This is a genomic window from Limobrevibacterium gyesilva (assembly GCF_025989185.1).
GTDB lineage: Bacteria > Pseudomonadota > Alphaproteobacteria > Acetobacterales > Acetobacteraceae > Limobrevibacterium > Limobrevibacterium gyesilva.
Genome location: NZ_JAPDNT010000011.1, coordinates 47,462 through 60,748, shown reverse-complemented (window position 1 = coordinate 60,748; position 13,287 = coordinate 47,462). Strand labels below are relative to the sequence as shown.

11 protein-coding genes are annotated in these 13,287 nt (G+C 70.5%); all 11 read left to right on the top strand.

The window, feature by feature from the left end; translation table 11 throughout:
* Window positions 1-58 precede the first annotated feature (58 nt).
* The 11 genes from OL599_RS14300 to serS all read left to right on the top strand — a co-directional run bounded on the left by OL599_RS14300 (window position 59) and on the right by serS (window position 13,265).
* The gene (locus OL599_RS14300; protein ID WP_264714472.1) at window positions 59-1,210 is read left to right on the top strand and encodes a deoxyguanosinetriphosphate triphosphohydrolase; all 1,152 of its coding nucleotides are present in this window, start codon (window positions 59-61) and stop codon (window positions 1,208-1,210) included.
* Between the two features lie 15 nt (window positions 1,211-1,225).
* Window positions 1,226-3,004: an arginine--tRNA ligase gene (gene argS / locus OL599_RS14295; RefSeq protein ID WP_264714470.1), complete on the top strand. Its 1,779-nt coding sequence runs from the start codon at window positions 1,226-1,228 to the stop codon at window positions 3,002-3,004.
* Between the two features lie 29 nt (window positions 3,005-3,033).
* On the top strand, window positions 3,034-3,837 hold the full coding sequence (locus OL599_RS14290) for an SPOR domain-containing protein (RefSeq protein WP_264714469.1): 804 nt from the start codon (window positions 3,034-3,036) through the stop codon (window positions 3,835-3,837).
* A gap of 198 nt (window positions 3,838-4,035) precedes the next feature.
* A complete protein-coding gene (locus OL599_RS14285) occupies window positions 4,036-7,098 on the top strand; it encodes a beta strand repeat-containing protein (RefSeq protein ID WP_264714468.1) in 3,063 nt (1,020 codons plus the stop codon).
* A 46-nt stretch (window positions 7,099-7,144) separates the two neighbouring features.
* The gene (nagZ, locus tag OL599_RS14280) at window positions 7,145-8,152 is read left to right on the top strand and encodes a beta-N-acetylhexosaminidase (RefSeq protein WP_264714467.1); all 1,008 of its coding nucleotides are present in this window, start codon (window positions 7,145-7,147) and stop codon (window positions 8,150-8,152) included.
* Entirely contained in the window at window positions 8,149-8,877 is a 729-nt protein-coding gene (locus tag OL599_RS14275) for a site-2 protease family protein (RefSeq protein WP_264714466.1), read from the top strand. The genes nagZ and OL599_RS14275 overlap by 4 nt, the downstream gene beginning before the upstream one ends.
* Entirely contained in the window at window positions 8,870-9,724 is an 855-nt protein-coding gene (locus OL599_RS14270) for a segregation and condensation protein A (RefSeq protein WP_408886940.1), read from the top strand. The genes OL599_RS14275 and OL599_RS14270 overlap by 8 nt, the downstream gene beginning before the upstream one ends.
* Window positions 9,717-10,559, top strand: a complete 843-nt coding sequence (scpB, locus tag OL599_RS14265) for an SMC-Scp complex subunit ScpB (RefSeq protein WP_408886939.1) — start codon at window positions 9,717-9,719, stop codon at window positions 10,557-10,559. The genes OL599_RS14270 and scpB overlap by 8 nt, the downstream gene beginning before the upstream one ends.
* A gap of 105 nt (window positions 10,560-10,664) precedes the next feature.
* The gene (gene tatB, locus OL599_RS14260) at window positions 10,665-11,186 is read left to right on the top strand and encodes a Sec-independent protein translocase protein TatB (RefSeq protein WP_264714465.1); all 522 of its coding nucleotides are present in this window, start codon (window positions 10,665-10,667) and stop codon (window positions 11,184-11,186) included.
* Between the two features lie 60 nt (window positions 11,187-11,246).
* On the top strand, window positions 11,247-11,987 hold the full coding sequence (gene tatC / locus OL599_RS14255; RefSeq protein ID WP_264714525.1) for a twin-arginine translocase subunit TatC: 741 nt from the start codon (window positions 11,247-11,249) through the stop codon (window positions 11,985-11,987).
* Window positions 11,988-11,990: 3 nt separating this feature from the next.
* Window positions 11,991-13,265 carry a serine--tRNA ligase gene (gene serS, locus OL599_RS14250; protein ID WP_264714464.1) on the top strand — a complete coding sequence of 425 codons (1,275 nt, stop codon included), beginning with the start codon at window positions 11,991-11,993 and terminating at the stop codon, window positions 13,263-13,265.
* Window positions 13,266-13,287: the final 22 nt, after the last annotated feature.

Genomic DNA, 13,287 nt, shown 5'->3' with positions numbered 1-13,287 from the left:
TAGGCGGAACCGGCGGCGGATTGAAGGGCCGGTCCCCAGGGTGTATGCGCCGCAGGCCATGAACCGTGCACAATGGGCCGTCAGACCGGAAACATCCCGCGGCCGGCTCCATCCGGAGCCGGAAGCGCCGACGCGCAGCCCCTACCAGCGCGACCGCGACCGCATCATCCACAGCTCCGCCTTTCGCAAGTTGCAATACAAGACCCAGGTCTTCGTCAACCATGAGGGCGATTTCTACCGCACCCGCCTGACCCACAGCATCGAGGTGGCGCAGATCGCCCGCTCCATCGCCCGCGAGCTGCGGCTTGACGAGGACCTTGCGGAAGCGCTGGCGCTGGCCCACGACCTTGGCCACCCGCCTTTCGGCCATGCCGGCGAGGACGCACTTGCGGCTGCCATGAAGCCGTTCGGCGGCTTCGACCACAACGCCCAGTCCTTGCGCGTGGTCACCCTGCTGGAAAGCCGCTACGCCGCCTTCGACGGCCTGAACCTGACCTGGGAGACGCTGGAGGGCCTGGCCAAGCACAACGGCCCGCTGCGCAAGCCGCCGCCTTATGTCGCCGAATACGATGAGCGCCACCCGCTCGACCTCGCCACTCACGCCTCCGTCGAGGCCCAGGTGGCGGCCCTGGCCGACGACATCGCCTATCACAGCCACGATCTCGACGACGGGCTGCGCGCGCGCATGTTCGGCACCGAGGACATCCGCCATCTGCCGGTGGTGGGCGACGCCCTGGCCGCCGCCGGCCGCGCCAGCCTCGATGTGCCGCCGCCGCGGCTGCGCCACGAGACCATCCGCCGCGTCATCAACGTGCTGGTCACCGACGTGATCGAGGAGACCCGCCGGCGCATTGCCGCCCTCGACCCCGTCGACGCGGATGCGATCCGGCGCGCCAGGGCGCCGGTGGTGGCGTTCAGCCCGGCGATGGCCGAAGCCAACCGGGTGATCAAGGAATTCCTCTACGCCCACATGTACCGCCACTGGCGGCAGAACCGCATGCACTACAAGGCCCGCCGCATCACCGCGGAGCTGTTCGGCCTGCTGCACGACAACCCCGGCCTGCTGCCGGACGACTGGCGCGCGCGTGCCGGCGAAAGCCCGGGCACGCAACGCGGGGCCACCATGGTCGCCGACTACATCGCCGGCATGACCGACCGGTTCGCGATGGACGAGCACCTGCGCCTCACCGACATCTCCGTCTCCGGCTGACCTTCCAGGATCGTTATGACCGACAACATCTACGCCGAAATGCGTTCCCGCGTGCTCGACGCCCTGCAGGCGGCGGCGCCCGACCTGCCTGCCGAGGTAGGGGCGCGCGTCGAGGTGACGGCGGCGAAGGACCCCGCGCATGGCGACATGGCCACCAACGCCGCGATGGTTGCCGCCAAGGCCGCCCGGCGCAAACCGGCCGAGCTGGCGGCGCAGATCGTGTCCGCACTCGCCACCGATCCGCTGGTGGCCGAGGCCGCGGCGGCCGGGCCGGGCTTCGTCAACCTGCGGCTGAAGCCCGAATCCTGGCGCGCCTTGCTGCCGGACGTGCTGCGCAGCGGCGAGGCCTATGGCGAGAGCACGGTCGGGCAGGGGGGGCGGGCGAACGTGGAATACGTCTCCGCCAACCCCACGGGGCCCATGCATATCGGCCATTGCCGCGGCGCCGTGGTCGGTGACGCGCTCGCCAACCTGCTGGCCAAGGGCGGCTACGACGTCACCAAGGAGTTCTACATCAACGACGCCGGCGCGCAGGTCACGGCGCTGGCCTGGGCTGCCTACTGGCGCTACCTGCAGGCCATCGGCTCGCCCATCGACGAGGCCGAATTCACCGAGGAAGTGCCGGGCGGCCTGCAATATCGCGGCGACTACCTGATCCCGGTCGGCCAGGCGCTGGCGGAGACCTACGGCAAATCGCTCGCCGAGCCGGATGGCGGCATCGCCGCGCCGCATCTGTGGCTCGATACCGTGCGCGACTTCACTCTCGAGCGGATGATGGAATCGATCCGCGAGGACCTCGCCGCCCTGGGCGTCCGGCAGGACGTGTTCACCTCCGAACGCGCGCTGGCGGCGGCGGGTGCGACGGACGCGGTAATCGAGCGCCTGCGCGCCGCCGACCTGATCTACGAAGGCACGCTGGAGCCGCCCAAGGGCAAGCTGCCGGATGACTGGGAGCCGCGCCAGCAGACCCTGTTCCGCGCCACCCTGTTCGGTGACGACGTCGATCGTCCGCTGCGCAAATCCGACGGCAGCAACACGTATTTCGCCAACGACATCGCCTACCACGCGGACAAGATCGCGCGCGGGTTCGAGGTGCTGATCGACGTCTGGGGCGCCGACCATGGCGGCTATGTCTCGCGCATGAAATCCGCGGTGAAGGCGCTGGGCGGCAACCTGGACGTGGTGCTGTGCCAGATCGTGCACGTGCTGAAGGACGGCGAGCCCGTGCGCATGTCCAAGCGCGCCGGCACGTTCATCACCCTGCGCGACCTGCTCGACGAGGTCGGCCGCGACGCGGTGCGCTTCACCATGCTGACGCGCAAGTCCGACGCGCAGATGGAGTTCGACATCGCCGCCGCCGTCGCCCAGACACGCGAGAATCCGGTGTTCTACGTGCAATACGCGCATGCCCGCTGCCGCAGCGTGCTGCGCGCCGCCGCGGAGATGTTCGGCGCCGACGCGGTGTCCGACTCGGCGCTGGCCGATGTGCGGCTGGCAAGCCTGGAAAACGAGGCCGAACTGGCCGTGATTCGCCGCCTGCTGTCCTGGCCGCGCATGGTGGAAGCCGCGGCTTTGGCAAGGGAGCCGCACCGAATCGCGTTTTTCCTCTATGATCTAGCGGCCGACTTTCATATGCTGTGGAACCGAGGTCGGGACGATGCTGCACTGCGGTTCCTGCAGCCCGAGAACCGGGACGAGACCCTCGCCCGCGTGGCCTTGGTGGCCGCGACGGCGGTGGTGATTCGCTCCGGTCTGGCGGTCATGGGCGTCACCCCGGTCGAGGAGATGCGTTAGCCACATACCAGCGCGGGGAGATTGGCGCCGTGCGTGATGAACTGGACATCCCGATGCCCGCTATGGGCCCCAGCTACCGTGTGCCCCGCCGTCGCGAGGGGATGGATCCCAATACCAGGCGCCTGGTCCTGATCGCCGCCGGCATCGGCGGCGCGCTGCTGGTGCTCGTCGGCGCCTGGTCGTTGACCGGCCGCCGCCATAGCGGCATCCCCGTGGTCGAGGCGGACAGCCGGCCGCTGCGGGTGAAGCCCGAGAATCCCGGCGGATTGCAGGTGGCGGGCTCGGACGAGGCCATCCTGTCCGGCAAGTCCGACGACACCGCCGCGCTGGCGCCGCCGCCGGAAGCACCAGCGCCGCAGGCCCTGAAGGCCCAGGAACGCCTCGCCGCCGCTCCGGCGCCCGCAGCGCCGCCGGTGGCGGCCAACCCCGTGCCCGCCGCCCAGACCGTGTCGCTGAGCCCCGCCGCGCCGGCGACCCCCGGCACCGCCCTGGTTTCGCCCCTGCCGGACACGAAGCCGCCCGCGCCGAAACCTGCCGCTGTGGCGAAGGCCGCCCCCACCCCCGCTCCCTCCGCCGCCCCCGCGGGCCGCGGCGCGCAAGTGCAGCTTGCGGCGCTGGTTTCCGAACAGGCGGCGCTGAGCGAATGGCAGCGGCTGGAAAAGAAGATGCCGGACGTGCTCGGCGGCCGGAAGCCGGCGGTCATGAAGGTGGAGCACGAGGGCAAGACTTTCTGGCGCCTGCGCACCGGCGGCTTCGCCGACGCCACCGAAGCCTCCAGCTTCTGCGCGAAGATCAAGGCAAAGGGCGCGAGCTGCTCGGTGGCCAGTTTCTGACCCGATCCCTCGTCCCGCCACGCGGGGCAAGGGGGAGGGTTCATGTTGCACGCCCGCCCGCGGGCGCAGTCCGCTGAAACCCTGCGTTGCAGGAAAAAAACATTGAGCAACCGTTCTTATTCCTGTTAGGTCGGGACCGGGCGATCGGACGGGAGCCGAGCCCTGGCTTCCTGCCGTCTCCCGCACGGAGCCGGCCCGATGCAGACCGCCTACACCGTATCGACCGAGGCGGAGCTGACGGCCGCCATCCTCGACATCAATCTCGGCGGCGCGAACTCGGTCGCGGACACGGCCTACACCATCACGCTTGATACCAGCCTCGATCCGTCCGGTTATCTGTCACTGAGCGCCAACCTGCCGGCAATCAACCTTGCAACCGGCGATACGCTGACCATCGACGGCCAGGGCGGCCTGCTGAACGGGGCCGGCGTCGCCCGCGGCTTTTATGTGTACGCCGGCAATGTAACGATCGAGAACATCACCATCGCCAGTGCGGTCGCGAAGGGCGGCATGGGGGTCAGCGGCGTCGATGCCGGCGGCGGTGGGGCCGGCCTTGGCGGGGCGCTGTTCATCGCGCAATCGGGCACCGTGACGCTCAGCGTCGTCGCTTTCGCCTACAACCAGGCGATCGGCGGCGACGGCGGCGCGGCGGTGAATCCCGGCGGCGCAGGCGCGGGCAGCGATACCGGTGTGAGCGGCGGGTTCGGTGACGGCGGTGCCGGCGGCGGCATCGGCGGTGGCGGCGGCTTCGGCGGCGGCGGCGGTGGTGGTGCGACCGGCGGTGCCGGGGGCTTCGGCGCCGGTTCCGGTGGCAGCGGTGCCAATGGCGCCGGGGGCGGCGGCGGCCTGGGTGCCGGCGGCAACATCTTCGTGCATGCCGGCGGATCGCTGATCATCCAGTCCGGCACCATCGGCAGCAGCACGGTGGCCGGCGGCAGTGGGCATGACGGCGGCGGCGACGGCCAAGCCCTGGGCTCCAGCATCTTCCTGTCCGGCAACCAGTCCTTCGCACTCAAGCCTGCAGCCGGCCAGACTCTCGTGATCGACGGTGTCATCGCCGATACGCCGGTGCCGGGGGAGAACGCGACGACGGCCACGACGACATCCGGCGGGGCGTACGATTCGTCGGTAACGGCTACGACGGTGTACTCGTGGCCCATTCAGTGGCAAGGCCCGAACGGCTTCGTCGATCCGTACGTCGCCCCCGTGCCGGCCCTGCCGCCTGCTGGCGGCACGGTGGTGCTGAACGGCGTGAACAGCTACGCCAGCACCACGATGATCTACGGCACCCTCGAACTCGGCAACGCCGCCGCGGCCGGCACGGGGCAGATCAGTTTCGCCGCAGATCACGGCGTCCTGCGTATCGACGGCACCGTCGTGCCGCAGAACGTCATCAACGGCTTCGTGCCCGGCGACACGATCGACCTTGCCGCCCTCTCTGCAACGGCCGCCTTCGGCGCGTTCGACCCCTTCTTCAAAGTGCTGAGCATCCCGACCGCCGCAGGTTCCGTGACGCTGCAACTGCGGCTCCCCAATCCGCAGGACTACAGCGGCTCTGCCTTCTTCCTGACCCCCGATGGCAACGGTGGAACCAACATCACGGTGTCGGCCGTGGTGAGCGTGACCGGCGCGACCGGCGGCGAATTCGTGATCCCCTTCGCCAGCACGGCCTATCGGGGGGCCGCCCAGGCGGCCCTGTCCGGAACGAACGCGGCGGTCGGCTCCGGCTCTGTCGTGCCGTTCGTGGCGACGCCCGGCGCCACCATCCCCGCGCTCGCGGCCGGAAGCGGCGGCGAGATCGTGCTGCACGCGGGCGGCGCCGTTACTGTCCCGGCCGGCTATTCCATTTTCGCGACGGATGCGCCCGACCGGGTGACCGTCACCGGCGGCACCGATAGCGGCCAACTCGTCGTGGCCGGCAATGGTGGGCTGACATACATGGCCGGGGCCGGCTCCGGCACGGTCATCGCCGGCGGCGGCGACAACGGGCTGGCAGCGCTTGCCGGGGCCGGAAATCAGGTGTTCCTGCTCGGCAACGGCGCCGACACCGTCTGGGCCATGGACGGAGACAACATCATCGACGGCAATGCCGGCGGCAAGCTGATCTTCCTCGGCGCCGGCAGCAACTTCGTGGTCACGCATGGCTCCGACACTGACGCCACCGACACCGTCCTGGGCGGCAGCGGCAGCGCCACCGTCATCGCCGTCGGCAATGTGCAGGCGGGCGGATTCAGCGGGAACCTGGCTTTCAACGCCGCCGCCGGCATCAGTACGATCTTCGCCGGCGCCGGCACTGCCAGCATCGACGCCTCCGGCGGCAGCGTGCTCGCCACCACCGACGCGGCGCTGACGGTTACGTCGAGTCATGGCCAGAACACCATCCTGGGCAACGGGGCGGGCGCGCGCATCAACTTCACGGGGCTGAGCAGCGGCGGGCCGAATACGGTTGCAGCGGGTGAAGGGAGCATGACCGTCACCGGCGGTGGCGGCCTGTTCCTGGCAGGTACCTCCGGTGGCAACAGCGTCGGTGCCACGGGCGGCGCCGCCACGATTGTCGGCGGCGGCGCGGGCGACGTTCTGGCACTCGGCACCGGCGCCAGCGGCGTCATCTTCGGCGGCAGCGGCGCGGAGACGCTCAGCAGCGCGGCGTCGGTGGGCGAGGCGACCCTTGTCGCCGGCACCGGCCCCACCGATGTCCGGACCGGCACCGGCCAAAGCATCGTCTTCCTGGGCGCGGGCGACGCGCAGGTCGCCTCGAACGGCGCCGACACGATCGTGGGCGGCGGCGGCGCAGCCACCATCACGGCCGGTTCCGGCGGCGTTCTGACCTTTGTCGGCACCGGACAATTGAACTTCATCAATGGCGACGGCGCCGCCACCGTGGTGGGCGGTACCGGAGCAGCGACGTTGTTCGGCGGCGCCGGCGGCGGCGTATTCCTGGGCGGCACGGGGTCCGACCTGATGATCGGTGGTGCCGGCACCTCCATCCTGGTGGCCGGCGAGGGCGCGGACACGTTGCAGGGGGGCAGCGGCCTGACGCTGTTCGCCTTCATCAACGGCCGCAGCGGCGGCAGCGACGTGATCGCCGACTGGGACCCCACCCATCATTCCGTCGCGCTGGCCGGTTATGCGGCGGGCGAGGCCGCCATTGCGCTGGCCAACGCCACGCATGCCGGCGGCAACACCATCGTCGCGTTGTCCGACGGCACCCAGATCACCTTCCTCAACACCGCCACGCTCACCGCCGGCAACTTCATCTGATCCGCCGCGGGTGGACGAAGCGGCCGGAGCCCCCTAGCTTCCGGCGATGCTGAACCCCGCCATGACGGCCGCGATCGTGGGCATCGCCGGGCCGGAACTGACCGCGGCCGAAGCCGCCCTGTTGCGCGCCCATGCCCCCGCCGGCGTGATCCTGTTTGCCCGCAACATCCAGGACCCGCCCCAACTCCGCGCCCTGACCGCCGCACTGCGCCGGGTCCTGCCGCCGCACGCCGTGCTGCTGATCGATCAGGAGGGCGGGCGCGTTGCCCGCCTGCGCCCGCCGCACTGGCAGGTCCATCCCCCGGCCGCCGCCATCGGCCGCCTGTTCGCCGCCGACCCCGCCGCCGGCCTGCGCGCCGCCTGGCTGACCGGGGCGCTGATCGGGCTCGATTGCCACGCCGCCGGGTTCGACGTCGCCTGCGCCCCCGTGCTGGACCTGCGTCTGCCCGGGGCCCACGACGTGATCGGCGATCGCGCCTACGGCGAGGCGCCCGCTGACGTTGCCCGCCTCGGCCGCGCCGCCGCCGCCGGGCTGCTGGCCGCTTGCGTGCAGCCGGTGGGCAAGCACGCCCCGGGCCACGGCCGCGCCCGCGCCGACAGCCACACGGACCTGCCGGTGGTGATGGACAACGACCTCGCCGCCGACCTGCTGCCGTTCGCCCGCAATGCCGACCTGCCGTGGATGATGACGGCCCATATCGTCTACCGCGCCTGGGATCCCGACACCCCCGCCACCCTGTCGCCAGCGGTCATCGGCCAGGTGATCCGCGGCCGCATCGGCTTTGGCGGCGTGCTGATTTCCGACGACCTTGCCATGCAGGCCCTGGCCGGCGCCCCCGCCGACCGCGCCGCCCGGGCGCTGGCGGCGGGGTGCGACATCGCGCTCTATTGCCCCGGCGACCCGGAAGGTACCGAAGCGGTGCTGCGGACCGCGCCGCCGCTGACGCCGGAAGCGGCGGCGCGCCTGGAATCCGCGCGGGCCCTCGCGCAGCACCGCCGTTTGGCGCTAGACCCCCGCGCATTGCTGAACGAGCGGGACGGATTGGGGCTTTGACCGAGATCATCCTGGGACTGCTGGCTGCCGTGCTGGCGATCACGCTGCACGAGGCCGCGCACGGCTATGCCGCGCTGGCGATGGGCGACGACACCGCCAAGCGCATGGGCCGGCTGTCGCTGAACCCGCTGGCGCATGTGGACCGCGTCGGCACCATCCTGGTGCCCGGCGTGCTGCTGCTCGGGCAGTTGCTGACCACGCATCACGTGTCGTTCCTGTTCGGCTGGGCCAAGCCGGTGCCGGTGGCGGCCTGGCGCTTCCGCAACCCCCGCCAGGGCATGATGGTGGTGGCCGCCGCGGGCCCGGCCATGAACTTCTTCCTCGGCTGGCTCGGGGCGCTGTCGCTGCACGCCGTGCCGCTGCTGTCCATCGAAACCGGCGACCTGCTGATCGTGTTCGCGCTGTATTTCATGCTGGCGAACCTGGTTCTGGGGCTGTTCAACCTGCTGCCCATCCCGCCGCTGGACGGCGGGCGTATCGCCGTCGGCCTGCTGCCGGAGGCGCCCGCACGCGCGCTGGCGCGGCTGGAGGGCGCCGGCATCCTGATCGTCCTGCTGATCGTGTTCCTGCTGCCCCAGGCGCTGCAGGAGTTCTTCGGCATCCGCTTCAATCCGGTGAACGAGCTGCTGATCAACGTCGCCCGCCCCGCCTTCCGCCTGCTGGTCGCCCTCGCCGGCGACCCGGAGGCGGGCGTGCTGATCGTGCAGGAAGCATTCGGTGACTGAGGCTGCGCCCACCCCTGGGGTCGCCGCCCCCGAGGCCGCCGCCAGGGAGGCGCCGATCGTCATCGACGCGCTGCTGCTGCATCTGGACGGCTTCGAAGGCCCGCTCGACCTGCTGCTGGAACTGGCCCGCAGCCAGAAGGTCGATCTCGCCCGCATCTCCATCCTGTCGCTGGTCGAGCAATACCTGGCGGTGATCGAGGGCGCCCGCCGCGTCCGCCTGGAACTGGCGGCCGACTGGCTGGTGATGGCGGCCTGGCTGACCTGGCTGAAATCCCGCCTGCTGCTGCCCAGCGGCAGCCTCGCCGCCGACGAGGGCGAGGCGGCGGCCGAGGTGCTGGCCGCCCGCCTGCGCGACCTGCAGGCGATCCGCGCCGCCGCGGTCTGGATGACCGCCCGCCCGCAGCTTGGCCAGGACGTGTTCGCCCGTGGTGCCCCCGAGGAACTGACCGAAACCGACCGCAGCCGCCTCGCGCTGGACGTATCCAGCCTGATGCGCGCCTATCTCGCCGCCTTGCGGCGCGGCACGCGCCATCGCCAGTACCGCCCCGCCCAGGTTTCGCTGTGGAGCGTCAAGGACGCGCTGTCGCGGCTCGCCACGCTGGTGGGCAGCCTGCCGGACTGGGCCGCGCTGGACCAGTTCCTGCCGGAGTCCCTGGCCGGCCCGCTGGAGCGGCGCGCCGCCCTGGCCAGCACCCTGATCGCCGGGCTGGAGATGGCGCGCGGCGGTACTGTGCATCTGCGCCAGGAGGAGGCGTTCGGCCCTATACTGGTGCGCGCGTCCGAGGGCCTGCCGCCCGACGAAACCGAGTCCGGCCCGGACACTGAACAAGAGGTCTCCGATGTCTGACCCGACCGACAAGTCGCCCGCCGAGGCCGCGGTGGCCGCGATTCCGGTGCCCGAAATTCCGGCGCCGGACGTGCCGGCGCCCGCAATCCCAACGCCTGAATTTCCCACGCCCGAGCCTCCGGGTCCGGCGATCCCGACGCCCGAGCTGCCGCCGGAAATCCCGCCGCCGGAGATTCCCGTGCCCGAAGCCCGGCCGGCCGGAACCCCTGCGGAGTCGCGCGCGGAAGAGCTCGACTCCCAGGTCCGCCTGGCGGAGGCGCTGCTGTTCGCGAGTGCCGCCCCGGTCACGCCGCGCGCGCTCACCCAGCTGCTGGCCAACGGCGCCGACGTGGACGCGGTCGTCGCCGCCCTACGCGAACGCTACGCCGGCCGCGGCGTGGAACTGGTGGAAATCGCCGGCGGCCTGCAGTTCCGCACCGCCGCCGACCTTGCCCCACGGCTGAAGCGCGTGATCCAGGTGCCCCGCCGCCTGCCGCGCGCGGCCATGGAGACGCTGGCCATCGTCGCCTACCACCAGCCGGTCACCCGTCCGGAGATCGAGGAGATCCGCGGCGCCTCGCTGTCGCAGACCACGCTGGACTCGCTGCTCGATGCCGGCCTGATCATGCCCAAGGGCCGCAAGGAAACCCCCGGCCGCCCGACCATGTGGGCCACCACGCCCGCCTTCCTCGCCCAGTTCGGCCTGCACGATCTGCGCGATCTGCCGCGCCGCGAGGACTTGCTGGTGGAACCGCCATCGCCCACCTCGATAGGCGGGGAGGCGCCCGAGGCGGTGCCCGAAACCGTCCCGGAGCGCGTGGCCGAGGAGGGAACCGCGCGCCCGGCAGACGCGTGACGCCTGAGGTTTGCCGCAGGTTTCCCCAACCGCGGATTTCCTGCTAGCAACCGCGGCCAAGTACATCGCGTCAAAGTTCATCGTCCCCCGGGGTCCGCTGCCCGCATGTTCGACTTTGCCTGGTCCGAGATCGCCCTGATCGGCGTGGTCGCCCTGATTGCCATCGGTCCGAAAGACCTGCCGGTGGCGATGAAGACGGTCGCGGCGATGGTCAAGAAGGCGCGCCGGATGGCCGGCGAGTTCCAGACCCATGTGGACGAGATGGTCCGCGAGGCGAATCTCGACGAGGTCCGCAGCCAGATCAACGAGATCCGCAACTTCGACATCAAGGGCGAGATCGAGAAGGCGGTGGATGCCGACGGCTCGATCCGCAGCACCTTCGCCAGCAACCCGCTGGAGCCGGGCTGGACCCTGCCGGCCACCGATGCGCCGGCCGGCGACACGGCGGTGGCGGAACTGCCCGCCCACACGATCACCGCCCTTGAGGGCGCCGATTCTGCGCAACCCGCCGAGGCCGCGGCGAGGCCCGAGCCGCCGGCCTTCATTCCGCCGGAGATCGCCAACCGGCCGGAGCCGCCGGCCTTCATTCCGCCCGGGGTCGACTACCCCGGCGCCCTCCGCAGCTGAGAAGCCGACAGGACTCCCGTGGCCATTCCCGAAGAAGAAGACACGATCAACGACAAGCCGATGCCGCTGCTCGATCACCTGATCGAGCTTCGCCGCCGCCTGATGTGGTCGATGGGGGCGCTGCTGATCGCCTTCTTCGTCTGCTACCATTTTTCGGGCGAGATCTATTCCTTCCTGGCCGAGCCGCTCGCCAAGATTCTGGAGAGCCGTGGTACCGACCGGCGGATGATCTTCACGTCGCTCACCGAGGGTTTCTTCACCTACCTGAAGGTGGCCTTCTTCGGCGCCGCCTTCATATCCTTCCCGGTGATCGCCTCGCAGCTCTGGCTGTTCATCGCGCCGGGCCTGTACCGCAGCGAGAAGCGCGCCTTCGCGCCGTTCCTGATTGCGACACCCGTCCTGTTCGTGCTGGGCGCGGCACTGGCCTACTACTTCGTGTTCCCCTTCGCCTGGGCCTTCTTCCTCAGCTTCGAGACGCCCACGGGCGGCGGCGGCGTGCCGATCCAGCTGGAAGCACGAGTCGGCGAATATCTCGACCTCGTGATGAAGCTGATCTTCGCCTTCGGCATAGCCTTCCAGCTTCCGGTGGCGCTGTCGCTAATGGCCAAGGTGGGCATCATCACGTCGGCCAGCCTGAAGAAATACCGTCGCTACGCCTATGTCGGCATGTTCGTCATCGCCGCCATCCTGGCCCCGCCCGACGTGATCACCCAGTGCGGCCTGGCGATCCCGCTGATCGGCCTCTACGAAATCTCGATCCTCGCCGCGCGGATGGTCGAGCCCAAGCCTGCCGAGGACTGACCGATGCACGACATCCGCACCATCCGCGCCGACGGCGCCGCCTTCGACGCTGCCATGGCACGCCGCTTCCTACCGCCGCAATCCGCCGTGATCCTGGAGAAGGATACGGCGCGCCGCGCCGCGCAGACCGCGCTGCAGGACAAGCAGGCCCGCCGCAATACCCTGGCCAAACAGGTAGGCGAGGGGCGCCGCAAGGGCGAGGACACCGCGACGCTGGAAGCCGAGGCCACTGCCCTGCGCACCGAGATGGAGGCGCTGGAGCAGGCCGTCGCCGCGCTTGACGCCGAGATCCGCGACATCCTGGCCAGCCTGCCCAATATCCTCGACCCCGACGTGCCCGACGGCCCAGACGAGTCCGCCAATGTCGTGCTGAAGCAGGTCGGCGAGCCGCGTGACCTCGGCTTCCAGCCCCGCCAGCATTTCGAGCTGGGCGAGGCGCTGGGAATGATGGATTTCGAGACGGCAGCGAAGATCGCCGGCAGCCGCTTCACCCTGCTGCGCGGCAAGCTGGCGCGGCTGGAGCGGGCGCTGGGCCAGTTCATGATCGACCTGCACACCCAGTCGCACGGCTACGAGGAGACGATCGTGCCGCTGCTGGTGAACGGTGCCGCCATGTTCGGCACCAACCAGCTGCCCAAGTTCGCCGAGGACAGCTTCCGCACCACCGACGACCGCTGGCTGATCGCCACCTCCGAGATCCCGCTGACCAACACCGTCTCCGGCGACATCATCGTGGAGAAGCGGCTGCCGATCCGCCTGACGGCGTTGACCGACTGCTTCCGCAGCGAGGCCGGCTCGGCCGGCCGCGACACCCGCGGCATGCTGCGCCAGCACCAGTTCCGCAAGGTCGAGCTGGTGTCGATCACCCATCCCGAGCACAGCGACGCCGAGCACGAACGCATGACCCAGTCCGCCGAGCGGGTGCTGGAGCTGCTGCAGATTCCCTATCGCCGCGTGGTCCTGTCTGCCGGCGACACCGGCTTCGGCGCGGCCAAGACCTTCGACCTGGAGGTCTGGCTGCCAGGCCAGCAGGCGTGGCGGGAGATCAGCTCCTGCTCCAACACGCGCGACTTCCAGGCGCGGCGCATGAACGCACGCTTCCGCAACAACGACGGCAAGACGGTCGCCCACGTGCACACGCTGAACGGCTCCGGCGTGGCGGTGGGCCGGGCGCTGATCGCGGTGATGGAGAACTACCAGCAGGCGGACGGATCGATCCTGGTGCCGCCGGTGCTGTGGCCGTACATGGGCGGGCTGGAGCGCATCGCAGCGGCGTGACGCGGCGTCCGGCGATGCGTTC